Below are 23,643 nucleotides of genomic sequence, written 5' to 3'. Positions count from 1 at the left end.
ATGAAAAAATTAAAACTTAGCCCCATTGTAATGATGGTTGTATTGGCGCTGGCGGCATTTATGCCCATGACGTTTGGCTTTACCGCCGAGGCTTTGGGTGCGGCTGTCGCCATTCCTATTATTGCATCCCTGTTAATTGAGCCGGGCTGCAACACCAAGGCGCAGGCTTTTGGCCAGTGCGGTGAAGTGGGTGAAGACCTGCGCAACGTCGAGAAAGAATACAAGGCCACGCAAGCCAGCCTTAAAGATGTTGGTGACCAGCTGAAGGCTCACGCCGAATCGACACAGGCGGCCATTAAAAAAGGCGCCGATATGAGTGCCGAAACAAAAGCCACGGTCGATAAACTGCTGACCACCCAAGGTGAGCTTAATGCCCGCCTGCAGGCGGCCGAGCAAGCGCTTGTTGATGGCGCTGGCAACAACGGCGGCAACGATGCGCCCCGCTCAATGGGCCGCACCGTGGTAATGAGCGATGAGTTTAAGGCCAGTGCGCAAAAGCTAATCAGCGCCAAAGGCTCGTTCTCGGTGCCTGTGCAAAACGCCATCACCACCACTCAAGCCGACGATGCGGACGGTTACCCCGTTGAGCCGCACCGCGTGCCCGGCGTGGTTGCTGAGCCAGAGCAGCGTCTAACCATTCGCGACCTTTTAAGCTGGGGGCGCACCACCTCTAACTCTATCGAGTACGTGCGCGAAACCGGCTTTACCAACAATGCTGATGTTGTCTCAGAGAATCCGACGGCCAACAAACCAGAGTCGGATATCGCTTTTGAGTTAGATTCTGCAAACGTGGCCACCATTGCCCACTGGATTCACGCCTCTAAGCAAGTTTTGTCTGATGCGGGCATGTTGCAAGCCTACATCGATGGGCGCTTGCGCTACGGCTTAAAGCTAAAAGAAGAGGCGCAGCTGCTTAAGGGCTCCGGCGTGGGTTTAAATATCGAGGGCATTTACACGCAGGCAGAGGCTTACAGCAACCCTGGCGCCGTTGCCACTAACGCCACCGTGATCGATCGCCTGCGCATTGCCATGCTGCAAGTGCAATTGGCCGAATACGCCGCCGATGGCTTTGTGCTTAACCCAATCGATTGGGCCACTATCGAGCTAACCAAAGACGACAACGGCAAGTACATTTTTGCCAACCCAACCGGCATTGCCGGCCCCGCTTTGTGGGGCTTGCCTGTGGTTACTTCGCAGTCTATGGATCAAGACGACTTCTTAACCGGTGCCTTTAAAATGGGTGCGCAAGGCTGGGATCGCGAAGACGCGAGCGTGGTTATCTCTACTGAAGATCGCGACAACTTTGTTAAAAACATGGTTACCATTTTGGCGGAGGAGCGCGTTGCGCTTACCGTGTATCGGCCAGAGGCCTTTGTTAAGGGCAGCTTAACCATTGGTTCTGGCGGCGTTTAATCGGCCGCTAAGCTAAGCAAAAAGCACGTAATAAAAGCGGCCTGCGGGCCGCTTTTTTATTGTCAAATCATTGGGTGTAACCATGCCTCCATTAGTAACTGCAATTTCAAGTTTTGATCACAACGGCAATCGCAAAGTTGGCGACTCTTTTGAGGTCTCCGACCGCGTTGCGAGCCAGCTCATTAATAAGCGTTTGGCAGTGCCGGGCGCATCGGTTGAGGTTAATGCCGACCCCTTGCCGCCTGCTGGCACACAGTCGTCTGCATCGCCAGCGGGCCAAGCCTTACCGACGCAGACTGCGAACGAGTCCGGCAGTGGCGATACCGGTCAGGTGGCTCAAGCTGCGCTTCTGACTCCGACAGAGCCAGCAGAGCCGACAGAGCCAACAGAGCCGACAGAGCCAACGGAGCCAACGGAGCCAACGGAGCTGCCGGCCAAGTCGGGCCGCAAGGCGAACAAAGCCGCGCCGTAATTGTTGTAAATACCACCTACCAGCGCTGCCCTTGGGCTGATGTGTTGTACGCGATGGATCGCGCCTGGTGGGATAAATACATACGCAGCGCTGCCGCCGAGTTTAGCGGCCACCTGTATACCTGCTCTGATGGCGTGTACGGCTTGCCCTCTACGGGCGCCCACCACTACCAAAACAGCGGCGCCGGTGCCATTGCCTTTGCTGCAAGGCGGGGTGCTAAGCGTATTATTTTGCTGGGGTACGACTGTCGCCACACCGGCGGCAAAACCCATTGGCACGGCGATCATCCGCCCGAGCTGGCCAACGCCGGCTTGGTGGGTGAGTGGCCCGAGCATTTTGCAAAACTTGACCGGTTTTTAAAAATGAACAAAGGCCCCGAAATTATCAACGCAACGCCCAATAGCCGTTTGTCGTTGTGGCAAAAACGTTCGTTAAGTGAGGCTTTATGCGCGCCGTAATTGTCGCCAGCGGGCCAAGCGCTAGCGGCTTTGTGCCGCCAAAGGGCGTTGCGGTGTTTGCGGTTAATGGCGCTATTGACTGGCTAAGCAAGGCTGACCACTGGTTTACGTTAGACCCTTCTGACGCAAACATGCGCCGCCTGTGCAGCCCCCGCCGTGGGGTTGTTTACCATGCGGCGCTGCCGCGCAACTTTGTGTTGGGCGCTGCCCACGTTAGGCGCTATGAGCGTGTGTCCGCCCGTGGGCCAGAGCCTAGCCCAAAGCATACGCCGCAATGGTGGTTGTGGCGCTGGAGCGCCGTGTGCGGGCTAAGCCATAAAGTTGGCCGCATTAACACCGGCAATAGTGCCTGGGGCGCTTTGCAGCTTGCCTACCAAATGGGCTTTAAAAAAATACTGCTGGTGGGTGTTGATGCCTCTACCGCGCTCCGTGTTGATGGCGGTGCGCCAAGCAACTTAAGCCATCTGCCGCTGCTGTTTGAAAGCGCCATGGGGCAAATAGATATCGTAAACGCCGGCGGCATGCAAAGTCGCCTGCCTAACATGACAATCGATAAGGGTGTGCAGTGGCTAAAAAGTTAGTTAACCATTTTGAATTGTTTGCCTTGCTGCCTGAGCACCAACTGGTTATTTGTATAACCCCAAAGGCGGCCAGCATGTCTATTATTCAGGCGCTGGCAAGCCATTACGGCACCGCCGTAAAACGGCCTAGCCATAAATACTCTGTGTTTCGTTGGTACACGTTAGAGCAAGTGCAGGCTGTGGTGCCCAATTGGCGGCGCGCCATGTTCGTGCGCCACCCGCTAGAGCGACTTTGCTCTGTGTACGACTACCACATAACCAAGCACAACTTAGAGCGCTCTAAAAACCTGCGTGACCGCTTTAATGCTGGCATGAGTTTTACCCAGTTTGCGGGCAAGGTAATCGAGCGCCCCGATTGGGACTCTCACTTTGTGCCGCAAAGCTGGATGAGTGACCGCGCCGATTTTGTGGGCAAGTTTGAAAACATGGCCACCGATTGGCAGCGATTTAAAGAGTGGGCGGGTGTAGATTTGCCCGCGCTGCCCCATGTAAACAGCAATCCAAAATCGGGCGGCTGCTCTTTTAATCAGTTGAGCGGGGTGCAGCAAAAAAGCCTGCGGTCTATTTACGCTGGCGATATTAAAAACTGGTACTCGTGATGCAAATTGCATGCGTGCTAAAGCAGGGCCCCGAGTATAAGCCGTGCCACGTATACGCCTTGGCCGACTCAATTTTGCGCCATAACCCCGGTGCGCAAATCGGCTGCCTAACCGATGTGGCGTTGTCGCACCCGGCAATAACCGCGCTGCCATTGCGCCACGGCTGGCAAGGCTGGTGGAGTAAGCTAGAGCTGTTTAGGCCCGGCCTGTTTGATGGCCCGACGCTGTACCTAGATTTAGACACCGTGGTAACCGGCAAGCTGCCGCCCATTGGGCCGCGCTTTACCATGCTGCCCAATGTATATCGGCAAGGCGACTACGGCAGCGGCGTAATGAGTTGGCAGCGTGCCCCTGTGCACTTGTACCAGCGCTTTGCCGAGGCGCCTGCGCAGTTTATGCGGCAATACAAAACCGCCGCCCAGTGGGGCGATCAGGCGTTTGTACGCGACCACCTTGGCAACACGCCAGACACTTTTGGCCCCGAGTACCGATCTTACAAAGTGCACTGCAAGCCTCGCGTACCGTCGGGCACTCGCGTGGTGTACTTTCACGGCAACCCGCGCCCATGGCAGGTAAGTTTATGTCTGTAATTTTGTTGGCCGATGCCAAAAAATACCTCGACGTTATACACAGCTATGACGACGACAAAATACAAATGCTGCTCGACAGCGCAGAAGATGAAGCCCTGCAGTTTATGGATCGCGCCAACCTTACCGATTGGGGCGATTGTTGCGAGCCTGTGAGTGAGCCCGTGAGCGAGCAGCCATTACCTGGCAGTGTACGCCTTGGCATTTATATTATGCTGCAAGCCGCTTACCAAGCATCGCCAGCCGATGCTGAGCAGCTGCGCGACGTTGCCGAGGTAAAGCTAATGCCTTACCGCTGCAACCTGGGTATTTAAACATGCTTGCGTGCCAATACCGCCACCGCGTAACCCTGCAGCAAAAGGTCAAATCGCAAAACGCAAACACCGGCGCCGTAACCTACGTATGGCAAACCGCTGTGCTGGGCGATGGCACCGTGCTTGATGCCGTACCTGCGCGAGTGCTAACCGGCGCCGGGCGCGAGCTAATAGCCGCCGATGCTGTGCAGGCCCAAGTAGACGCCCGCATTAATGTGCGCTGGTTTCCGGTGGCTGATACCGAACTCGCCAACTGGCGTTGCCTATGGGATGGCCGCATTTTTGATATCAACGGCGTCACCACCGACGAAACCGCCCGCCGCGAATGGCGGCTAACCGCAAAGCATGGGGTTAATGATGGGTAGTTCTATTTCCGCTGCGCCAGCTCGCGTCGTCTGTAAGGTTCATTGCGAGCGCATGATCTCGCTATCGTCAAATGATGACGACATGCCGCGCATTGGTGTGTGCCATCGCTTGGGTAATAGCGTGGCGTTTGTGGTCTCGCCCGAGCCTGAGCCAAGCGATGCGGTGGCGCGAGTAAGGTTTGGGTGTGGATGCATAGCCCCCGTTAATGACCGGCAGGCCGCGTTGATATTTGAGCAAATCGAATGGCACCACGAGTTGATTCGTAAAAGAGTCAGCTCGTCGCGCCCTGTGCGGGTTTCTGAGTATGTCTAGCAAACAGACCTACCGCCCACGCGATAACAGCCATATTCACGAGGTGGGCGATAACCGTGGGTTGCGTAAAATTTATTTAAACGGCGGTCTTATTGATTGGGCGTTTTATGCGGACACGCGCAAAGGCTTTGTTGGCTATTATCCAGCCCCAGTCAGGCTTAACAAGCGCCGAGGTGATCGCGCACTGTCCCGCCGCAAGCGCGGCAAGGTGGTGATTAAGTGGCACAGGACGACATAAGCTTTAGCATCCTTGGCCTTAAAGAGCTCAACAACACGCTCGGCCAGTTGGGGCCTGCGTACAAATACAAGGGGGCGCGCTTTGCATTGCGCAAGGCGGCTAACTTGGTGCGCGATGCAGCCAAGCAAAATGCCCTGCGGTTAGATGACCCTGAAACCGCAAGCGCCATTGCCGAGAATATCGCGGTGCGATTTTCTAGCCGGCGCTTTAAAAATACGGGCGATGTCATGTTTCGCGTGGGTGTGCGCGGTGGCGCCAAGCAAGAGAAAAACCAGAGTGTCGACCCCGGCTTGCCCGGTGGGGGTACTCAGCATTGGCGATTTCCCGAGTTTGGCTACATTCATAAAAAATCGGGTGAGCATGTTCCGCCCACGCCTTTTATGCGGCCAGCGCTAGAGGAGAATATCGACAAAGCGGTTGGCGAGTTTGTAGATCAGCTGGATAAATGGACGGCTCGCAACCTTAAAAAACTGCAAAAACAAGGCGCTATTAAATAACTGTATTGCGATGGGGTTGGGAGTGCCTGGCCGCGCAATGGCGACACCTGCATTGAAACCGTGTTGATCAGCGGAAGTAAAAAGTGGTGCGACGGCGCTTAGGCGCTTCCGGGCGAGAGGGCCCGGCAACAAATTCATAAAGCCCTTACCGGCATCGGTAGGGGCTTTTTTTATGGGGCAAGAAAAGTGATTCCACCCGTATTTCCTATTTGCGCAGCGTCTGTTTCGGTCACCGATTTAATCGGCACCGATATGGGCGCGCCGCAACAGGTGGTGCGTTTGTACCCCTGTGGTGAGGCGCCGCAAGGTGTGGTTAGCCCTTACGCCACCTGGGTGGTTATTAGTGGCTCGCCTGGAAATTATTTAGGCGACCGCCCCGATGTTGACGGCTACACCGTGCAAATAGACGTGTGGGGCGATACCGACGCCAGCGTTACCGATGTTGCTCGCGCCCTGCGCGATGCGCTAGAGCCTGCCGCCTACGTGGTTAGCTGGCGTGGCACCGGCCGCGATAAAGAAACCAAGCGTTACCGATTTAGTTTTGACGTGGCTTTTACTGAGCTGCGTTAACCGAAAGTCGCGCCTAGCCCCGCCGTGAGGCGCCGCGAAAGCGCGCATTTTAACCGCCTGTTTTTACGCAGGCTTTTCTCTCGCTGTGAAGCGACACGGGCCCAAAGAGATATTGGGAGCATAGCTATGGCTGTAAAAACACAGGGTACAAATTTGTACTTTATCGACCCCGCAGGCAACACCGTAAAAACTGTTGGCTGCACAACCTCAATCAGCGGCATTAGCGCCAGCCGCGCGCAAATTGATGTTACCTGTTTGGAGTCTCTCGGCATGGAATACGATGCCGGCATGCCTGACCCCGGCACCGCCACTTTTGGCGTTAACTTTGACCCACAAGACCCTTCGCACTTGCGCCTACACCAGCTGTTTACCGCTGGTACTAAGGTCCAGTGGGCGTTGGGTTGGGGTGATGGTGTTGCCGAGCCTGTGGGCGTTAACTCCGATGGTAACTTTAACTTGCCTACAACTCGCACTTGGATTACTGCGTACGGTTACCCGTCCGACGTACCTTTTGATTTCTCGCTTAACAGCGTGGTTAAAAGCTCTGTGTCGGTGCAGTTGTCTGGTTTGCCTGTGCTGGTGCCACGCGCCGCATCATCGTAAGGATGTAAACCATGTTAAATATCGCGCAACTTCAGTCTCACGCTCACGATGTTGAAAAAGTAAAGCTTAGCTTTGAGTGGCAAGAGGGTGTTGGCAAAAGTAAAAAAACCGTGTCAGGCGAGTGTTGGTTGCTAACCGATAAAAGCCTGAGTTTTGCGGCAAAGCAACGCGCCACCACCGCCACCGCAAGGCAAGATTTGCTTGAGCTTAACCTGTGCCTTTTGGTTGATCGTATCCGTTTTGGTGATGACGGTAGCGAGAAGTTAAACAGCGCTACCGCGCGCCAAATGGTAGAGCAGCCTAACGAATTGTTTAGCGCCTTAATTGATGCGGCTTACGTAAAAATTAAAGCGCTACGCGATGAGCAAGGCGAGGCCGAAGAAGCAAAAAACTAACCCCCACCGATGCCTTTTTTTGCGAGCTAGCATTAGCGGGCATCGGTGGCAACACCGTTGCACAAGTTAAAGAGGCCTTGCCGCAGGATGAAATCGACCTGTGGCTGGCTTACCGCCGAAAACACGGCCCGTTAACCGACGGCGCCCGTATCGATCGCGGCTTTGCCCTGCTCGCGCATTTAGTGTCTAGCGCGTGCGGCGACAAACAATCCAGCATTGAAAAGTTTATGCCCAAATACGCGCCCGAGCCAGAATCTGACCCGGACAAAGTGGGCAGCCTTGACGACGTGCTGCAAATACTGGGAGTAAAAGCTTAATGGCAAAGCGCAGCCTCGGCACCCTAACCCTTGACCTAATCGCCCAAATTGGCGGCTTTGAAAAGGGCATGGACAAGGCCAACCGCAAGTCAAAATCCACCATGGGTAGCATGCAAAAGCACGCCAAGGCGGCGGCTAAAGCGGTAGCCGGTATTGGTATTGCGGCGGTGGGTGCTACGGCGGCGCTGGTTAAAAGCCAAGCCAATGCGGCTGACGAGCTAATGAAAACCAGCCGTGCCGTTGGCGTAGAGGTAGAAACGCTATCGGCCCTTAAATACCAAGCTGAGTTAAGCGGTGTGCAGTTTAATAACCTGGCCACCGGCCTGCGCACGTTTAGCAAAAACGCCCGCGATGCCAGCGAGGGTACAGGTGAGGCTGTTGATACATTTGATGCGCTGGGTATATCGCTGTACGACTCTGAGGGGCGCTTAAAAAGCACCGAGGTATTGTTGGGCGATGTAGCCAACTCTTTTTCCGACATGGAAGACGGCATGCTAAAAACCGCCGCCGCGCAAGATTTAATGGGCCGTAGCGGCGGGCAGATGATCAACCTGTTAAACGGTGGCGCCGATGGTATTGCGGACATGCGCAGGGAGGCTGAGGCCCTTGGCGTGGTGCTGGATGCCGAGACCGGTAAAGCGGCAGAGGACTTTAACGACGCCTTAACCAAACTGAATAAATCACTCACGGGTAACTATGATTTGCTGGGTGCTGCCACCCCGGCTATGAAAGATTTTACCGAGCTGATGAATGACCCGGACACGCTAAAAGGCATTCAAAGCATTGTGGGTGGTGTGGGTGATTTGATTGTTGGTTTTGTGGATTTATCTGCAGAGGTGGCAAATTTTGTAGAGAACATGGCGGAGGGCGTTGCCCGTATTGTTCACGGTACGGCTTTTGATGATCTTGACGGGCAGATTAAAGATGCCGAGGAGCTAGAGCGCAAGCTGGCTAAATTGAGGCAGCCTACGTCGGCGCCAAACACGGGTATGGGTGGCGGCGGGTTTGCGATTGTTGATAAGGGCAGCGCCGAAGAAATTGCCGAAGTCGAGCGAAAGCTTGTGGCTATTAGGGCTCACATTGCGGAGCTGACTCTTGGGGAGCTCACCGCCGGTGCTGTTGATCTTTCGTACGTTCTCGGGGATGTCGCTGACTCGGCTGGAGATGTTGCGGGTACCGCAGGTGGTGTAAAAAAACTAGCCGAAGAAATTACCCGCGTATCTGATTTGCTATCGGTTGATGAGTTTGGTTTTCAGGGTAACGAAAACCCGCTTGACCCTAGCACATGGAATGAGGCTGGTGATGCTGTAAAGGAATACGGCGATGAGATTGTTCGCGTATCCGACTTAATGAAGGTTGATGAGTTTGGCTTTTCGGGTAATGAAGATCCGTTTAACAGTGCCACTTGGATACAGCAAGCCGACGACGTTGCCTTTAGTTGGACGCGGGCTTTTGATGCTATGGAGCGCGGCATTGGCTCTGTGCGTAACACCATGGATGATAGCTCGAGCGCGGCAAAAAGCCTAGGGCAAGCCATGCAAGTGCTGCAAGTGGCGCAAGGCGTTAGTGCCATTTTAAACCAAGGCATGGGCGACCCTTACACGGCGGCCTTTCGCATGATGCAAATGGCCGCCTCGGTTAGCTCTTTGATCGGCTCTGTGGGCTTTGCTGGCGAGGGCAGTACCGCTGCCGCTGATTCCCAGGCGGTGCAGGGTACGGGCAGTGTGTTTGGCGATGCCAGTGCCGACTCGGAATCTATTTTAAATTCATCGGAGTTGACCGCCAAAGCTACCTCAAATTTGGTGGATATTAACCGCGATATGCTAACGGCGCTGCAGGCTATGCAGGCCGGTATTAGTAGTGCCACCGGCAATATTTTGCGTGGCGGTGTGGGCCAGCCTACGCAAGGCTTTAGCCAGTGGAGCCTAACCGACCAGTTGGGAGATACTGCTAGCCGTGCACTGCTTGGCCCCGGCTTTGAAACGCTGGGCATGGATTTTATTACCGACTGGCTAAACGACGCGTTGGGTGGCTCTAGCGATGTAATCAACAGCGGTATCGAAATTGCGGGTGGCCGCATTACGGATTTGATTGACAATACCGTTGTTAGCGCCTTTCAGGATGTAGAAGAAAAGAAACATATTTTTGATGACAAAGACGTACGCCGCTTTAGTGAGCAGCTTGGCGCCGATGTATCCGACCAATTTAGTTTGGTGTTTGGCAGCATGGTGGGTGCCGTGGGCGCGGCTGCCGAGGTGCTGGGTGTAACGCAAGGCGAGATCGATAACCGTATTGCGCAGTTCCGCGTAGCGGCTACTGAGATAAGCCTAAAAGATTTAGACGGTGCCGACCAGCAGGCCGAGCTTGAAGCGGTATTTAGCAAAATATTTGATGGCCTTGCCGGTTCTGTTATCCCTTACGCTCGCGATTTTCAGCAGATGGGCGAAGGCATGGCCGAAACCCTTGTGCGTGTGGCAACGCAGGTGCAGGTGGCTGACTCTTACATGGGTCAGCTTGGCAGTACGTTGCTTGATGGCTTAAGTGGGCAAGCGCTGGCGCAAATGTCTGACGCCTTGGTGAGTGCGGCTGGCGGCGTTGAAAACTTTATGTCGGTAATGGGTAATTTTGTTGATGCGTTTGCCACCGATGAGCAAAAGTTAAGCATCGCCACCAGCTCTATTAATAGTGCTTTTGAGCAAATGGGTTTGTCGGTGCCGGCTACGCAAGAGGGCGTGTGGGCGTTAATGCAGACGCTAACCGACCCAGACCAAATTTACCGCCTGGCGGAGCTAACTGGCGCGCTTGAAACCTATTACGGTGCGCTAGAAAAAATTGATGACCAGCGCCAGGGGTTAACCATTGAGCTGCTAAAGGCGCAAGGTGATGCCGAGGCGGCGTTAAACCTTGAGCGTGAGGCGGCGCTGCTGGCGCTGGATGAAAGTAACCGCGCCTTGCAGCAACAAATTTGGGCGCTTAACGATCAGGCGGCAGCGGCTGAGTCGGCGGCAGCTGCCGCGCAAGCGCTAAGCGACTTTCAGGAGTCGGTTGCCAGCCAGCTGCTTAGCATTATAAGCCCCGCTCATGCCGAGCTTAACGAGTTAAACAAAGCCATGGCCGCGCAAATAGCCGCGGCTAGTGAATTGGGCGTAAGCGAGCAGCGGCTGCACAACATGCGCCAGCTGCACCAGTTGCAATTGTTAGAGTTTGCGGCCGGGCTTGAGGACTCTATCGCCAGCCTAAACGACCAGCTGTTTGGCAGTGTTGATAGTGGGATGCAAAGCACGGTTGATGCCGTTGATTACGGCATGGCTCAAATACGCGAATCAATGATTGGCGCTATTGAGGGTGTTAACGACTGGCTGAATGGCTCGCTGTTATCCGATGTGTCGCCGTTGACGCCTCAAGAGCGGCTAGAAGAATCGCGTGCGCAGTTTAGTGCTCAGGCGGCATTGGCTTTGGGTGGCGACGTAGATGCGTTGTCCGGCATGCGTGAACTTGCCGATCAATTCCTTAGCGAGTCGAACAGTTTTAATGGCGGAAGCACGCAAGAGTTTAATGACGATTGGATGTTTGCTCGCGATTTAATGCAGCAAATCGCGGGCATCGCCGTGCCCGACGCGCAGCCAACATACGATCAGCAAGCCTCTATTGTATCGGCCACCGAGTCTACCGCGCTAAGCGCTTATGAGCAGTTAGGTTTGGCTAGCGACATGGTCGGCCACGTTGCCGCGTATAGCCGGCTAACCGGAGAGCTGCCCGCTGACATTGCTGACCGTTTGGGTGTGCCCATGGGCAAGCTAATCGACATTATGGGTTTTGTGCCAGAGGATTTATCGCTAGCGCTTGATGACCAGTTTGACGGAATGGTCACGGGGTTTGATATGACTATCGACCCGTTACTGTCTGTGCAGCAACAGCAGCTTGATACTAACAATCGTATGGCCGACACGCTGGACAAGCTCGACCTACGCCTCGAGCGGCTAGAAGAAATAACCGAGCAAGGCGTGGGCTATCAAGCCGTAACCGCCGGCAACACTGGCAAACAAGCCGCCAGCAGTCAAGAACTGGTGGCCAGTCAACGTTTGGACTCTAGCTCACCCCGCCCCGCCGCGAGAATTAGCTAATGCATCAAAAACGAATCATCACCGCGATACTTGCCAAAGTCTCTAGCGCCACTCAAGTTTTTACGTACTTGCTAACCGACCAGCCGTACACCGAGCACGGTTTAGACAGTCAAATTGTGCGCGGCTGCGCGCAAGTAGTTTTACCCGAGGGCATCGGTGGCGGCATACGCGAGCGAATTTATTTTCAACCGCAAGGCGGTACCAGCGGCGTGAGTATTGGCAGCATAAATATTATTAACGATGGCCGTTTTGATGCGTGGCTTGGCTACAACTTTGCGGGCATGGAGTGGACAGTAAAGCGGCTTTATGAAGATGAAGCATGGGGCGCGCGCGAGCCGATTTTTGCGGGTGTGGGTGCCGGCAAGCCCAGCATAGAGCCGGGCCAAATTATCGTTACTATTCAGCATAAATTTGGCAAATTGAGTGAGCCGATCGCGCAAGCTGTTTTTGATGCAAGCACGGCTAACGAATCGCTTATAAACACAACGGCGCCGATGGTTTTTGGCGAAGCGTATCAAGTTCAGCCCGCGCTAGTTGAGCCAAATATTTTGGCCCATTTTAGCGCGAGTAATTTAGCGCAAACGTACAGTGTGGCGGAGGGGGGTAACACTGAAACTCCGCAATATGTAACGCTGCCCGAAGGCTTCCAATTACTCGCTCAAAACACGCGTGTAATAACGACTGACATAGCTGGGCCGCCTGCGGAGTTGCCCGACGAAAACGCGGACGTGCTAGATGGTGCTGGGCAGTTTTCAGATTGGGATAGCTCGGGAGATTTGCAGTACCCCGGATTAGTTGTGTCGACGACCGATGACGCGACACTGACGGAGGGGGCGAACAGTGACACAGGTGTGCTCAGTATTGATGCGCCTCTTAGTCTTGATACGGGTTGGGTTTCGGGTGCCGTGGTTAGTCAAGTTGATCCTCGCGGAGAGCGTTACCCGTCAGACTGGAGCGGCGCGACGGCTACCGCTCTGGCGAATGAGGGTGGCGATTTTGCCGAGGTTAGCACTCAGAGTTACACGGCTCTAATAGTTGCAAAGGGATTTGGGTTAAGCGTGCCGGCGGGCGCCTCAATAACGGGGATTGAAATATTAGCGCGACTTAAAACGACGGAGTCTGCAAACGAGGGCGTCGCGATAAGCACGCTTGGCGTGCGCCTCGCGGGTGGCGTTTTTTTTGGGCTTAGCGCGCAAGAATATTTTGGCAGCACCCCGGCGTTTACCGACTTTACCTTTGGTGGGGAGTCTGACGATTTTGGGGCTAATGGGTACCTGACGGCTGAGATGGTGAACGACCCGCAATTTTCTGTGATGTTTGGCGTTCGGCAAATAGATGTGGGCAGCTCTACAAATTACCTTGACCAATTAAACGTTAAAATACACTACACAACTGCGGAGCGTTACGTGCGTTTTTTGTGGGCGGGCGTGATGGATGTTGGCGAGCGATACACAGTTACAATTAGCGCAGTAGGCGAAAGCGGCAGCTTAAGCGCTGACTGGTCAAGCTCAGTAGATGATGAAGATCCGCAAAGCGGTCGAGTTGCGCGGGTCGACGGCGCCGCGCAGGTTAGTTATGTTTTTACTGCTGGCCAGCCCTATTTTGATTTATATTTTCGGCGCGGCGATAACGGCGATCAGGAAATTTCTTCGATCACGTTGAGCAAAGGCAGCACATCGATAAACCGCTACCACAACTTAATGCGCTACATAATCTCAACAGCTGGTTACGACCCTGACGCTGTGTGCGATAACGAAAGTTTAGCGCTTGTGCAAGCGCAAGCCGACAACCCGCGGCTCGGACATTACATAACAGATCAAACCACACGCGAGCAACTCGCAATTTATTTAAGTCACAGCTTGGCCGCGACATGCTGGGGTGGGCTTGACGGAAAATACCGCGCCGCACAATTGCGAATACCGCAACAGCCGGCGGGGCCTTACCTAAAATTTAATCGCTTGATCGGCGGTGCCCGCGCCGTGCCCGACGGCGGCGAAGACTTGCGCGACCGCGCGCACGCCGCTCGCAATTTTTACCCGATTCCTGAGTCCGAGGCGGCGGGTGTAACGAGCAACTGGACGCGCAATCAGCGCGAACAAATATTGGCGGACTGGCGCATTACCGAGCGCGCCGATTTTGAAAATTTAATTGATTACGATTATGACGGCGCGGCGTTTTCTGTCGACTCTATAGACCCCGCAACCGGGTCGGGTGCGGGCGGCACAGCGGTAGCGATTTACGGCAGAGGTTTTGCGTCCGGCGCGGCGGTAACTATCGGCGGCACTGCTGCAACATCGGTTGTTGTTGTCGATAGCGCAACAATTACAGCGGTAACGCCGGCGGGTACGGCGGGCGCCGTCGATGTAGTTGTGACGGTTGACGGGGATAGCGCGACGCTCGTGAACGGGTTTGAGTACTCGGTTGAGTACCGGGCGCTGATTCTGTCGGACAGCCCCGTAAACTACTGGACCCTGGATGACTCGGTTGGCTCGCCCACGGTCTCCGACTCCGTCCCGTCAGGGGCCGATGGGACCGTAGAAGCTGGCGTAACTCTGGGCGAGCCGCCCGCAATTTCGACGGGCTTCTCTGCGAGTTTTACGGCGGCAGGGTACATAGATTGCGGCGACATAACGGGCGGTGCAGGATTTACGGAGCTTAGCGTTGAGGCATGGATTAAAACGACTCAGTCAGGGTCATATTTCATAAGTAAAGATGGCTCCGGACAAAACACAGGCGACGCTTCTTTTCGAGTTATTTCAGGAAAGCTGGCGTGGTCGGGGGTTGTCGGAACTGCGATTGTTACAGGGTCGTCCGATGTAGATGACGGCGAATGGCATCACGTCGTGATGAGTTACGACGGCTCAAACTATCGCCTATATGTAGATGGCGCGCTGGACGGTTCTGCGGCTGTGTCATCTGACACTATATGGGATGGAACGCAACCGTTCTTTATAGGCGGCGTGCTGGGTACGTCGAGTTTTTCGTTTTCCGGGGGTATCGATGAGGTGGCGGTTTACGATTATGGGCTGAGTCCCACCCAGGTTTTAGAGCACTATAACGTGGGTACGTCCTGATGCCCGCTTTTGCGATTTACGATTTAACCGGTGCCGAGGCGGGCAGCCGCTTTGAGGGTATAACGGGCGACACCGTGGCAACCACCCGCGTGGGCCGCGTCGCGGATTTGTCGGGCAATGGGCTAGACGTTGCCGGGTCGATGCTGAGCGATTTACTGCCGATAGCGGATATTCTAGCGCGGGGTCGTCGCCAGACCAGAGGGTCTACGCACCGCCCTCTGATTTTTCTGGCGATGTATACGTGTGCTTGCGGGTGCAGCAGGTTGGCACAGGCGGCTTTGTCTCCGTCGGATATTGATGATGCTGAGACGTATCTCTCAGAAAAGTGGGGGTAACGATTTAATGCCAGATTTGATTGCAGAGGGCCTTATGTATGAGGGGCTTGATTACGACGTAAGCGGCGTTCTGTCTAGCCCGCGTGATGTCGAATGGGATGGTTCGAGTTTTTGGGCCATTAATGATTCTGCGGGGGATAATGCCGTCTACAAGTTTGACTCCGGGTGGGGTTACGCTTTTGAGAGTCATGATCTTTCATCTCAAAACTTGAACCCCAGAACGATCAATTATGACGGCCAGTTTTTTTTAGTCACTGGAGACGATACGCCGTCTTCAACTGTTTTTAGATTCGATAGTGGCTGGTCTAGTGTGGCGAGTATTGACGCGTCGGGTCAGGATTCTGATGTTGCTGGGTGCGTAAAAATCTCGGGTAGCTACTGGGTGATCGGCGCGACAACTTCGACGCTGTATGAGTTCAGCCCGAGCACGTTGAGCTACACGGGCCGCAGTAAGTCGCTAGCGGCGCGCCCTGACACAGGGGGGACCCCGGCGTTTACGGGGTGCACTGTCGTAAACGGGATGATTTGGGCGACGATTTCGAGTGATGATATTGTTTTCGAGATTGACGTGGATGCGGGCTACACGGGAAGGTGGTTTGTCACGGGGCAAAATTTCAGCGGCAGATCGGGGACTGGCTGGGATGGAGGTGCGTTTTTTATAGCGAATCGGGGCGCCGACCGGGTTTACTCATACGTGCCCGACCCTCCGTTTGCTGAGCCGCCTACCCCCGAAGACGTATTTCGCGCCAGTTTTGCCGACGCGAGCGGCCGCGACCCGTTGCCCACCGCACTGCTTGAGCGCTTAGATGCCCGCAAGCTGGTAGGGCATAACGTGCTGGCATACCTGTACCCGCCCTATATTGCCGAGGTTACCGTACCCGTGGAGCTGGACGACTACCCGCTGCTGGTATCTGGCAGCGTGCACTGGCTCAAAGACGAATACGATCCGCTTTTTAAAATGGGCCGCTGGGCGCTGATACAGGGTCGCGAGTTAATGCCGAACCCGCTGGAGATGCGATTGACCGTTTTTATCAGCGACAACCCTTTAACGTTCGTGGAGCCGACCGAATGAGCCGCCTTGCCTACAACAATATTTTTTTAGACCCGACGTATAGCACAGTGGTTTTTACCGATGAGGGCGCCACATTTACCGCGGCGCAACCGCTAAGCAACCTGGCGAAAATGCAGCTGCCGGACTATGCCCAGTTCACGGGCGAGACGGCAGAGCTAGACGCCGATGCCGGGGCAGAGTACGCAGTAGACGTACTGGCGCTGCTGGGCCACACGCTGACCGACGGAATGCAGGTGGAGTTTTTAGATGGCGCTACCAGCTTGGGCACTGTCACCGTCGCAAATTATCGGGGGCTAGCTCAGAATGTCATATTACTGCTCGATACGCCCGTCACCCTGCAAACGCTCACGGTAAGTATCACCGGCGGCACTTCTGAAGCGGCTTACAAAATAGGCGCGGTTTGGGCGTCAGAGTCGTATAAAAAATGTTTTGCTAAAGCCGACTACGGCCGCAACACCGCGTCACTGTCTAACGTCGCGTGGGCGAGTGCTACCGCGTACGTGGATGCGCGCGAAAGTCAGGGTGCGCAAAACTTTCGCTTTACGCCGCTGGCCCGCGCTGATGCCATCGGCCCCGCGTACCCCAATGCCGAAGCTGTGCTTCGCGAGATCAACGAAAGCCGCGTCGTGCTGGCTATACCTTACAACGCCGACCCCGCGCAAAGCATCTACGGCATAGTAGAAAGTACCGCTGGCCCCAAAGTAGATGCCGTAAGCGATCGCTGGCGCGCTTCAGTGAGTGTTACTGAGCAGCGCTAAACCTAGAGGCCGCCCCGGCCAAAACCCCCGAGGAAACCCCATGAAAATACTAATCACACTGCTATGCGTAGCGGTGCTGGCAGGCTGTGCCAGCTCGCCAGACCAAAACCAATACGACAGCTGGGCCCGCGCCGTGGAGGCGCAGCACAACTATGCGGTGCAGGCCGCCGCCGGCTGCCAAACTGATTTGTGCCGCTACGTGGTAACGCAAGAAGTGGCCGGCAACACAATACGCGCCCCGCAAAAACAGGTTAGCCCCGGCTGGCAAGTCTTAGACCGCGTGCTGTCCATTGGCCTGCCCGCTTATTTTGGCGTGCGACAATCCGAGGTTTGGGCGGGTGCGCTAACGGGCGTGACGCAATCATTCGCTGGCATGGATGGTAGCTATACTAATAACAGTGTAAGCGTGGGTGGCGACCAAATTGGCGGCAGTCGCGTAGACGATAAAAGCGTTGTGGTGGGTCGTGATCAGGTGGGTGGTGATCAGTGGCATGGCGACCGATACAATGACAGCTGCGTCGGTGATGCCTGCCGAAACCGATCGCCCGTTGATAATAGTAGCTGGGCCGACAACTCAGACGGCTCGACAACAGACAATAGTAATAACAGCGACAACAGCGATAACAGCTCAAGCCCTGCCGTACCTTAAGCCTGCCTAAAAATTGGCCGCCGCCCTGGCAAATCCATGCGTATCCCTGACAATCCAAATGTCGGTAGGGCGGCGGTCAACCAAGTGTAGTAAAGTTTTCCCCGCCTGCAAGTCTCACCTGGTGTTTTCGCCAAAGCCCTTCTAGTGCACATTTAGTGCAAACGTAATTTTTCGTTGGTTATAACCTGATGTTTTTATTTAGTTATTTTGGTTTGCCGCTCCAATCCATCATAGGTGCGGCGCTAAAGCGTCTATTTACCGTTTCGCCTGATTTTGCTGGGCTGTAGCTGTTTTTTCTGTTTGTATGCACAGTGGTTATTTTGCCGTATTTAAGGGTTTTTTAGGGTGTTTTGCGCGCTCGGTGCTAACTATAGTGCACACAAAAATGGTTTGTGTGCACCGAGGAGCTTATGGCATCTATTCAGTACAGGGAGCGCAATGGCGCTGGCCGTTGGGTTGTGCAAATCCGTATTAAGCGCAAGGGTAGGGTAGTTTACTCTCAGAGCAGGTCTTTTATCAAAGAGCCGGTTGCCCGGGCGTGGGCGGATAAGCGCGAGGCGGAGTTGCGGGTGCCCGGTGCGCTGGAGCGGGCGCAGAGTGCCGACGTTACTGTTTGCCAGGTGTTGAAGTGGTACGAGGCGGATTATGATGGGGCGACTAAGTTTGGGCGTAGTAACTTAAGCCACTTAAAATTTATGATGGGGTATGAGCCTTTGGCGAGTCGGTCGGCGGTGGATTTAATCGCGGTTGATTTGGTGGGCCATGTGCGCCAGCGGCGCAGTGAGGGCACGGGGCCGGCCACGGTTAATAATGACTTGATTTGGCTGCGCGGCGCGTATTGGCCGTGGGGTGGATTTAAGCGAGACGCCCATTGAAGATGCCAGCCAGTTACCTGTGCCGCAAAGAGCGGCTGATTGGTAAGAGTAAGCAGCGTATGCGCCGGCCTGAGCGCTGGGAGCTGGACAAGCTGCTGGCGTGGTTTTCGCCCGGGCGGCGCAAGTCTAAGATACCCATGCAGGATGTCCTGCTGTTTGCGGTGTTCTCGGGGCGCCGGCAAGAGGAAATTTGCACAATACGCTGGGATGATTTTGACGAGCGGCGCGGTGGTGTGCTGGTGCGTGATATGAAGCACCCGCGCGAGAAGGTGGATACATGGGTGGATTTGCCTGCGCCTGCTATTGCACTGATTAAGCGACAGCCGCAGGCGGAAGGTGAGCCTCGTATTTTTCCGTGTGACCCAAAAACGGTGGGCCGTAAGTTTAGTAAGGCCTGTACGATGCTGGGGGTTGATGATTTACGCTTTCACGATTTGCGGCACGAGTGTGCGAGCTGGTTGTTTGAATGCGGCTGGGATATTCCGCGAGTGGCGCGGGTAACGGGGCATAAGAGTTGGGCAACGCTGCAGCGGTATACGCACTTAAGCACGGGTGAGGTGTACGATCGCTGGGCGGATTGGGAGTGGTTGCCGGTGAAAGGATAGAGAGGGTGGCCGAAGCCACCCTCATTTGCGGCCTAGAACAAGCAGAGTTGGCCAGGAGCGCTACGGTAGTGTTGGCATACGTCTTCCCACTTGCCTAAGCGAAAGCGGATATATTGACGTACAAACACTATTTTTGGTTTGCAAGTGCGCATGGTAAAACCTCCCATACAAAAATGGGAGAGGCCGGTTCGGGAGTAAAAACCCCCGAATTGAAATGTCGCACTACAAGTGTCATACTGCCACTCGCATGGTTATGCGCGACCCACTAAAGCACAGCCTCCACGACTCCAGTGTGGGTATCGCTAGGTCGTTTTCCGAGGCCCCCTGCAAGGGGCTTTCGGAGCCCGCTTAACGGCGTTAGCGCCCGCCTTAAGATCTTCTTTCTGTCACGCTAATCCTCCAGACCGTAGAACTCGTTCAAAATAAATACAGCCATACGTACCGCTTTTTTAGCCTCATCTGGCTCAAGCTCTGCCGGAAAGTAGATAACACCGTCTTCCATGCCGCGAAGGGGTACGGTTATCCTTTCCATATTCTCTGGGACCAAGTCCGCACCTAATGCCTCATCTGCTGGCGAATCTGCCTGTGGTGCGGGGTCTTTTGCCTTCGCTCGTCGCTTCCCGCCACCATTACTTCTGGAGGGGGCTGGCGCCTTTACGTAGCTAGACACCTCAATGCCGGCATTCTCACACGCTGCAAGTAAGAAAGTTATGCACTTGGTGACGGTGCTGCCGCCCGCGCCTGCCTCTCTGATTTTCTCGGCAACCTTTTCAGTTGTTGTGTTTTTAATGTCAAACTCGGGGTCGGTTAAAAAATCATATTGCGAAATAATAATTTCGCGGAGCGTTGAGCTATAATCATTGTTGGGGTCAGTTAGTTTAAGCATGACCTCGGTAGGCTGCTCAGCGGCGTTCACTAAGCCTAGAGAGCGTAGTGTCGCGGCCATTGTCGCCTTGCCCGAATTGGATCCCGGTAGAATTGTCCTTGTGATGTGAGTGGGGACTCCATTCTCTCGCAACCCATTGATAAAGTTACTAAAACTTTTATAGGTTACATAGGGGGGAGGGGTTTTCTTCTCTGGCTTGTCCATTTAGATCACCGGCATTCAGGAGGATATAGCTATCACTATGAGGGGATATTATCATGATTGATGCGTCACGCACAACAGTTTCTGTGCGCAACACAGAAACGTCAAAAGTGGTTTCTGTGCGAACATTGGATCGCGGTATTGTCGATCGGGTCATATGGCAAGAAACTGACAGCCACGTCTATGTATGTACCGAAACAAGTTACCGAATGCTATGTCGGGGCTTGGACGCTCCGGCGCCAATTGGATTTCCTTGGTCGGATGTCGTTAGGTGCGGGTAACGGGGCATAAAAGCTGGACGTCGTTGCAGCGGTATACGCACCTAAGTACTGGCGAGGTGTGCGATCGTTGGGCGGATTGGGAATAGTTGCCGAAAATGGAGAGTAAATAGAAATGGGGATGTTTGATTGTGTAATCGCAGCTGCTTTTGCCGTCGGCTCGGTTGCAGTGGTTAATGACGCGGGTTGGCCTTGGGAGAAAGTGGGTGGTTTTGTTGTTGGTGCTGCACAAGTCATTATCGCAGTAACAGCGCTCGTGGCAATTATACACTCAAGAGCACAAAACCAAAGCATTGAGCGTCAGGACCGGCAGCTGGAGGATCAGGTAGCCTGGAATAAGAAGCATCAAATGGCTACCGTCAGGCCAGTTCTTTCATTTGATACGGCTACAAAGGTGACTGTCGATGGCGAGGTCGCGTACATTGATGTGACAAATGAGGGTTTGGGCCCGTTACGAATCCTAAGCCAAAATGCTCGTGTCCGAGGGTGTCCTGCAACTGAACACGGAGTAATCAATTTGAGTAAAATTGAAAAGCTCTTGCAGGAAAAGTTTCCTTCTGTTTCGTTCTCATCTAAATGTTTAGTATTTTCCGATGGTGAGTGGCTTGGGGTTGGGCGAACCATAAGGTTGCTTAGGCTAGAGTACCGCGGGGGCGGTGATCATGCGGCCTTATCCAGATTTTCTGATGCTCTATTGGACAATATGCGCGAGACGTATATTCGCTTTGAGTATTCTTGTGTTCACGGGAATCGTTTTTACTCGCAGTTAAATGTAATCAGAGAGGGAGGCCCGCCACGGACAGAGTACGGAGAAATGGGGCCTCTATAGGCTACATTCCTATGCCGCATTCATCGCGGCCCAATCCCGCAATGCCTTTTCGCGTTCGTCATCAATAAGCTTAGCTAGGTCCCGAACGTTCACCAGCTAGGTGATCTTTGGCCCGGGTGTGCGGAATACCGGAAACGGTAGCTGTTGCCGTAGGGCTTTACGCTTTGCCTGGTTGATGTTGAGCCCCAAGTACTTCTCGCAGATGTCCTCCAGCGGTATATCGTTGGCTTCGTACACGGCCATTAACGCTAGTTGTGTGTTCACGGGTTAACTCCTATGCACTCTGTTTCAAATTCGGTGTGGCGGTAGTGTCCGGGTGTGCCGTGGCGCATTAGGGCTTTTATTTGCTTGATGGCGGTGTCGTTTATCTCGCTGATGATGGCGAGGGCTTCAAGCTCTCGGGTACGTGTTGGCTTACGCCATTGGGGTAGTCGAACACGTCCATCATAGGCGCCGCCGAGAACCGTCGTGACCAAGCAGATTGCGCAGGGGCTGATGTTGGATTGTTTGTTCGAATGTTGCTCACCGTACTTTGCTCATATAACGCTGTCGCTGGGGGCGCTAGTTTACTCGCAATGGGTGTGGTTGCCAAAGTTGTGTTAGTCAGAGTCCCCAGTGTAAGACGGCTTAGAGGGTGCGCTAGAGGCGGCTTTGCCGGTGAGAGCAGGCTGTGTGAGTGGTTTTAGGTGTTGCTTAAGCCGGGTAAGCGCGGCCTGAAACACCGGGCCGGCCTGCAGGCTGCGGGAGGTGATGCAGTCAATCGAGCTGATCCAGCCATTGGGCTCAAAATCGACATTGAGAGCGGTAAGTTGCCCGGAGGTGAGCGCGCTTTGGGCGAGGCTTTCGGGGACGATGGCCCAGCCGACATTTTGCTGGGCGAGTTGACAGAGCATTTGGTGGGTGCTGGCGTACCACGCTTGGGTGCTGATGCCGTAACTGAACCACAGCTCCTTGCCGGTAGTAGAGCGTTGCACGATTTGTCGGTGTTGGCGCAAATCGCTGTGACTTACGCGCTCGAGCTTGGCCAGTGGGTGTTTGGGTGAGGCCACGGTGATAAAGCGCTTGTAACCCAGGGCAAAAAAATCGACATCGGTGAGTATTTGGCCGTCGGTATAGACCACGCCAATATGGGCTTGCCCCTCTCGCACCATATCTTCGGCGTCAAAAGTGGAAGCCGACAATATGTTGATGTTGGTGTTGGGGTATATCTCGGCCAGCCCGCTTAACGTGGCGAGTAAGGGTGAGTCTAATAAGCTCTCTTCGATCACTAAAATCAGCTCGTGCTCATGCAGCTGGTCGAGCGACGCTACTTTTTGTTCCAGACGTAATCGTTGGTCGAGAATGGACTGCACAATGGGTAACAGCGCTTCGCCGTCGGGGGTAAGCCGCGGGGTGTTGCGGCTGCGGTCAAATAGAGTGCGATTAAAAGCAATCTCTAGGTTCGATATGGCTTGGCTGATGCCGGATTGGGCCCTGTTTAGTTGCCGGGCGGCGCCAGAGAAAGAGCCGGCCTCGCATACGGTGACAAAGATAGTGAGCTGCTCAAGGCTGTACATAATCTGCCTCAGGTAAGGAGGGCGGAATGGCATCTGGTGAGGCTAGACTATCACATAATGTGATGGCTGCTAACTTTCGCTTGGGGTGAGCGCTTGCGATACTGATCTAGGCTTTTCAGTAAGAGGCGATAGCGTAATGTCTACCTTAGAGCGTATGAGTCATGCCGTTTTGTATGAAGTGTTGGCATTGCTGTTAACCATAGCGGGTCTGCTGATATTTACCGGTTATGAGTTAGGCGGCATTTTGGGTGCAATGGTCGCCATGTCGGTCTTGGCGGTGGTGTATAACTACTATTTTAACCTGGTGTTTGATCGGTGCTATCCAGCTCCCAGAGCGCAGCGCGGTCTTATGTTGCGCTTGTATTATGTTCTGTTGTTTGAAGGCGGCTTGTTGAGTTTGACGACGCCGCTGGTTGCCTTGATGATGGAGGTGACACTGCTTGAGGCTTTGTGGCTGGATATTGGGGTAACACTATTCGTTATGGTTTACACTCTGGTGTTTAATCTTGTCTATGATTACTTGCGGGCAGTTTTGATGCCAGCGGCTGCCGGTGCCAACGTGGCGTATGGTTAGTCGGTGGCGTGGCTGGTTGCCCGAGGTGAGGTGAAATCGCTTTGTGAACTGTGCCCGCCCGCTGTGAGTGATGCTTTTAACACTATTGCTTGTGGCAGGTTAAAG

28 protein-coding genes are annotated in these 23,643 nt (G+C 54.4%); 25 read left to right on the top strand and 3 right to left on the bottom strand.

Annotated elements, in window-relative coordinates; translation table 11 throughout:
• From AACY82_RS12780 to AACY82_RS12670, 23 genes are all read left to right on the top strand, one after another.
• Nucleotides 1-1,413, top strand: coding sequence for a phage major capsid protein (locus tag AACY82_RS12780; protein WP_339617211.1), 1,413 nt, complete (start codon nt 1-3; stop codon nt 1,411-1,413).
• Nucleotides 1,414-1,495: 82 nt separating this feature from the next.
• Nucleotides 1,496-1,885: a hypothetical protein gene (locus tag AACY82_RS12775; RefSeq protein ID WP_339617210.1), complete on the top strand. Its 390-nt coding sequence runs from the start codon at nt 1,496-1,498 to the stop codon at nt 1,883-1,885.
• Between the two features lie 41 nt (nt 1,886-1,926).
• On the top strand, nt 1,927-2,343 hold the full coding sequence (locus AACY82_RS12770; protein ID WP_339617209.1) for a hypothetical protein: 417 nt from the start codon (nt 1,927-1,929) through the stop codon (nt 2,341-2,343).
• Nucleotides 2,331-2,924: a hypothetical protein gene (locus AACY82_RS12765; RefSeq protein WP_339617208.1), complete on the top strand. Its 594-nt coding sequence runs from the start codon at nt 2,331-2,333 to the stop codon at nt 2,922-2,924. The genes AACY82_RS12770 and AACY82_RS12765 overlap by 13 nt, the downstream gene beginning before the upstream one ends.
• Nucleotides 2,909-3,523: a sulfotransferase family 2 domain-containing protein gene (locus tag AACY82_RS12760; RefSeq protein WP_339617207.1), complete on the top strand. Its 615-nt coding sequence runs from the start codon at nt 2,909-2,911 to the stop codon at nt 3,521-3,523. Before AACY82_RS12765 ends, AACY82_RS12760 begins: the two co-directional genes overlap by 16 nt.
• Nucleotides 3,523-4,113, top strand: a complete 591-nt coding sequence (locus tag AACY82_RS12755) for a hypothetical protein (protein WP_339617206.1) — start codon at nt 3,523-3,525, stop codon at nt 4,111-4,113. Before AACY82_RS12760 ends, AACY82_RS12755 begins: the two co-directional genes overlap by 1 nt.
• The gene (locus AACY82_RS12750; protein WP_339617205.1) at nt 4,104-4,424 is read left to right on the top strand and encodes a head-tail connector protein; all 321 of its coding nucleotides are present in this window, start codon (nt 4,104-4,106) and stop codon (nt 4,422-4,424) included. Before AACY82_RS12755 ends, AACY82_RS12750 begins: the two co-directional genes overlap by 10 nt.
• 2 nt (nt 4,425-4,426) lie before the next feature.
• Nucleotides 4,427-4,789, top strand: coding sequence for a phage head closure protein (locus AACY82_RS12745; protein ID WP_339617204.1), 363 nt, complete (start codon nt 4,427-4,429; stop codon nt 4,787-4,789).
• The gene (locus AACY82_RS12740; RefSeq protein ID WP_339617203.1) at nt 4,782-5,102 is read left to right on the top strand and encodes a hypothetical protein; all 321 of its coding nucleotides are present in this window, start codon (nt 4,782-4,784) and stop codon (nt 5,100-5,102) included. The genes AACY82_RS12745 and AACY82_RS12740 overlap by 8 nt, the downstream gene beginning before the upstream one ends.
• Nucleotides 5,095-5,340 (top strand): hypothetical protein, encoded by a 246-nt coding sequence (locus tag AACY82_RS12735; protein ID WP_339617202.1) that lies wholly within the window; start codon nt 5,095-5,097, stop codon nt 5,338-5,340. The genes AACY82_RS12740 and AACY82_RS12735 overlap by 8 nt, the downstream gene beginning before the upstream one ends.
• Nucleotides 5,322-5,837, top strand: a complete 516-nt coding sequence (locus AACY82_RS12730) for an HK97-gp10 family putative phage morphogenesis protein (protein WP_339617201.1) — start codon at nt 5,322-5,324, stop codon at nt 5,835-5,837. Before AACY82_RS12735 ends, AACY82_RS12730 begins: the two co-directional genes overlap by 19 nt.
• A gap of 186 nt (nt 5,838-6,023) precedes the next feature.
• Nucleotides 6,024-6,407, top strand: a complete 384-nt coding sequence (locus AACY82_RS12725; protein ID WP_339617200.1) for a DUF3168 domain-containing protein — start codon at nt 6,024-6,026, stop codon at nt 6,405-6,407.
• A gap of 126 nt (nt 6,408-6,533) precedes the next feature.
• Nucleotides 6,534-7,010, top strand: a complete 477-nt coding sequence (locus AACY82_RS12720; protein WP_339617199.1) for a phage tail tube protein — start codon at nt 6,534-6,536, stop codon at nt 7,008-7,010.
• An 11-nt stretch (nt 7,011-7,021) separates the two neighbouring features.
• On the top strand, nt 7,022-7,405 hold the full coding sequence (locus AACY82_RS12715; protein WP_339617198.1) for a hypothetical protein: 384 nt from the start codon (nt 7,022-7,024) through the stop codon (nt 7,403-7,405).
• Between the two features lie 77 nt (nt 7,406-7,482).
• Nucleotides 7,483-7,722, top strand: a complete 240-nt coding sequence (locus AACY82_RS12710; RefSeq protein ID WP_339617197.1) for a hypothetical protein — start codon at nt 7,483-7,485, stop codon at nt 7,720-7,722.
• The gene (locus AACY82_RS12705) at nt 7,722-11,846 is read left to right on the top strand and encodes a phage tail tape measure protein (protein ID WP_339617196.1); all 4,125 of its coding nucleotides are present in this window, start codon (nt 7,722-7,724) and stop codon (nt 11,844-11,846) included. The genes AACY82_RS12710 and AACY82_RS12705 overlap by 1 nt, the downstream gene beginning before the upstream one ends.
• Complete coding sequence (locus AACY82_RS12700; protein WP_339617195.1) at nt 11,846-14,920, top strand: LamG-like jellyroll fold domain-containing protein; 3,075 nt, start codon at nt 11,846-11,848, stop codon at nt 14,918-14,920. Before AACY82_RS12705 ends, AACY82_RS12700 begins: the two co-directional genes overlap by 1 nt.
• Nucleotides 14,920-15,255 (top strand): hypothetical protein, encoded by a 336-nt coding sequence (locus AACY82_RS12695; RefSeq protein WP_339617194.1) that lies wholly within the window; start codon nt 14,920-14,922, stop codon nt 15,253-15,255. The genes AACY82_RS12700 and AACY82_RS12695 overlap by 1 nt, the downstream gene beginning before the upstream one ends.
• 7 nt (nt 15,256-15,262) lie before the next feature.
• On the top strand, nt 15,263-16,327 hold the full coding sequence (locus tag AACY82_RS12690; RefSeq protein WP_339617193.1) for a hypothetical protein: 1,065 nt from the start codon (nt 15,263-15,265) through the stop codon (nt 16,325-16,327).
• Nucleotides 16,324-17,085: a hypothetical protein gene (locus AACY82_RS12685; RefSeq protein WP_339617192.1), complete on the top strand. Its 762-nt coding sequence runs from the start codon at nt 16,324-16,326 to the stop codon at nt 17,083-17,085. The genes AACY82_RS12690 and AACY82_RS12685 overlap by 4 nt, the downstream gene beginning before the upstream one ends.
• 40 nt (nt 17,086-17,125) lie before the next feature.
• Nucleotides 17,126-17,734: a hypothetical protein gene (locus AACY82_RS12680; RefSeq protein WP_339617191.1), complete on the top strand. Its 609-nt coding sequence runs from the start codon at nt 17,126-17,128 to the stop codon at nt 17,732-17,734.
• Between the two features lie 410 nt (nt 17,735-18,144).
• Entirely contained in the window at nt 18,145-18,609 is a 465-nt protein-coding gene (locus AACY82_RS12675; RefSeq protein ID WP_339617190.1) for a hypothetical protein, read from the top strand.
• Between the two features lie 2 nt (nt 18,610-18,611).
• Complete coding sequence (locus AACY82_RS12670; RefSeq protein WP_339617323.1) at nt 18,612-19,214, top strand: site-specific integrase; 603 nt, start codon at nt 18,612-18,614, stop codon at nt 19,212-19,214.
• A 391-nt stretch (nt 19,215-19,605) separates the two neighbouring features.
• Here the strand turns inward: AACY82_RS12670 and AACY82_RS12665 are convergent, their stop codons facing one another.
• Nucleotides 19,606-20,304, bottom strand: coding sequence for a DUF5343 domain-containing protein (locus AACY82_RS12665; RefSeq protein WP_339617189.1), 699 nt, complete (start codon nt 20,302-20,304; stop codon nt 19,606-19,608).
• 390 nt (nt 20,305-20,694) lie between these two features.
• On the opposite strand from AACY82_RS12665, the gene AACY82_RS12660 reads away from it, so the two are divergent.
• Entirely contained in the window at nt 20,695-21,408 is a 714-nt protein-coding gene (locus AACY82_RS12660) for a hypothetical protein (protein ID WP_339617188.1), read from the top strand.
• Between the two features lie 96 nt (nt 21,409-21,504).
• Here AACY82_RS12660 and AACY82_RS12655 read toward each other — a convergent pair whose 3' ends face one another.
• Together AACY82_RS12655 and AACY82_RS12650 are read right to left on the bottom strand one after the other, a co-directional pair.
• Nucleotides 21,505-21,672, bottom strand: a complete 168-nt coding sequence (locus tag AACY82_RS12655; protein ID WP_339617187.1) for a pyocin activator PrtN family protein — start codon at nt 21,670-21,672, stop codon at nt 21,505-21,507.
• A gap of 335 nt (nt 21,673-22,007) precedes the next feature.
• Nucleotides 22,008-22,964, bottom strand: a complete 957-nt coding sequence (locus tag AACY82_RS12650) for a LysR family transcriptional regulator (RefSeq protein WP_339617186.1) — start codon at nt 22,962-22,964, stop codon at nt 22,008-22,010.
• A gap of 136 nt (nt 22,965-23,100) precedes the next feature.
• Between AACY82_RS12650 and AACY82_RS12645 the strand changes: the two genes are divergently transcribed.
• Entirely contained in the window at nt 23,101-23,538 is a 438-nt protein-coding gene (locus AACY82_RS12645) for a PACE efflux transporter (protein WP_339617185.1), read from the top strand.
• Nucleotides 23,539-23,643 lie beyond the last annotated feature (105 nt).

The organism is uncultured Gilvimarinus sp., from assembly GCF_963972205.1.
Taxonomy (GTDB): Bacteria; Pseudomonadota; Gammaproteobacteria; order Pseudomonadales; family Cellvibrionaceae; genus Gilvimarinus; species Gilvimarinus japonicus.
The sequence above is the reverse complement of the archived record's forward strand: the minus strand, read 5'-3'. Positions and strand labels throughout refer to the sequence as shown.

Bases quoted from the DNA above. Each gene is read 5' to 3' on its own strand.
- AACY82_RS12780 (WP_339617211.1), top strand. From the start codon at position 1: ATGAAAAAATTAAAACTTAGCCCCATTGTAATGATGGTTGTATTGGCG.
- AACY82_RS12775 (WP_339617210.1), top strand. From the start codon at position 1,496: ATGCCTCCATTAGTAACTGCAATTTCAAGTTTTGATCACAACGGCAAT.
- AACY82_RS12765 (WP_339617208.1), top strand. From the start codon at position 2,331: ATGCGCGCCGTAATTGTCGCCAGCGGGCCAAGCGCTAGCGGCTTTGTG.
- AACY82_RS12755 (WP_339617206.1), top strand. From the start codon at position 3,523: ATGCAAATTGCATGCGTGCTAAAGCAGGGCCCCGAGTATAAGCCGTGC.
- AACY82_RS12750 (WP_339617205.1), top strand. From the start codon at position 4,104: ATGTCTGTAATTTTGTTGGCCGATGCCAAAAAATACCTCGACGTTATA.
- AACY82_RS12745 (WP_339617204.1), top strand. From the start codon at position 4,427: ATGCTTGCGTGCCAATACCGCCACCGCGTAACCCTGCAGCAAAAGGTC.
- AACY82_RS12740 (WP_339617203.1), top strand. From the start codon at position 4,782: ATGGGTAGTTCTATTTCCGCTGCGCCAGCTCGCGTCGTCTGTAAGGTT.
- AACY82_RS12735 (WP_339617202.1), top strand. From the start codon at position 5,095: ATGTCTAGCAAACAGACCTACCGCCCACGCGATAACAGCCATATTCAC.
- AACY82_RS12720 (WP_339617199.1), top strand. From the start codon at position 6,534: ATGGCTGTAAAAACACAGGGTACAAATTTGTACTTTATCGACCCCGCA.
- AACY82_RS12715 (WP_339617198.1), top strand. From the start codon at position 7,022: ATGTTAAATATCGCGCAACTTCAGTCTCACGCTCACGATGTTGAAAAA.
- AACY82_RS12705 (WP_339617196.1), top strand. From the start codon at position 7,722: ATGGCAAAGCGCAGCCTCGGCACCCTAACCCTTGACCTAATCGCCCAA.
- AACY82_RS12700 (WP_339617195.1), top strand. From the start codon at position 11,846: ATGCATCAAAAACGAATCATCACCGCGATACTTGCCAAAGTCTCTAGC.
- AACY82_RS12695 (WP_339617194.1), top strand. From the start codon at position 14,920: ATGCCCGCTTTTGCGATTTACGATTTAACCGGTGCCGAGGCGGGCAGC.
- AACY82_RS12690 (WP_339617193.1), top strand. From the start codon at position 15,263: ATGCCAGATTTGATTGCAGAGGGCCTTATGTATGAGGGGCTTGATTAC.
- AACY82_RS12685 (WP_339617192.1), top strand. From the start codon at position 16,324: ATGAGCCGCCTTGCCTACAACAATATTTTTTTAGACCCGACGTATAGC.
- AACY82_RS12680 (WP_339617191.1), top strand. From the start codon at position 17,126: ATGAAAATACTAATCACACTGCTATGCGTAGCGGTGCTGGCAGGCTGT.
- AACY82_RS12675 (WP_339617190.1), top strand. From the start codon at position 18,145: ATGGCATCTATTCAGTACAGGGAGCGCAATGGCGCTGGCCGTTGGGTT.
- AACY82_RS12670 (WP_339617323.1), top strand. From the start codon at position 18,612: ATGCCAGCCAGTTACCTGTGCCGCAAAGAGCGGCTGATTGGTAAGAGT.
- AACY82_RS12665 (WP_339617189.1), bottom strand. From the start codon at position 20,304: ATGGACAAGCCAGAGAAGAAAACCCCTCCCCCCTATGTAACCTATAAA.
- AACY82_RS12660 (WP_339617188.1), top strand. From the start codon at position 20,695: ATGGGGATGTTTGATTGTGTAATCGCAGCTGCTTTTGCCGTCGGCTCG.
- AACY82_RS12650 (WP_339617186.1), bottom strand. From the start codon at position 22,964: ATGTACAGCCTTGAGCAGCTCACTATCTTTGTCACCGTATGCGAGGCC.
- AACY82_RS12645 (WP_339617185.1), top strand. From the start codon at position 23,101: ATGTCTACCTTAGAGCGTATGAGTCATGCCGTTTTGTATGAAGTGTTG.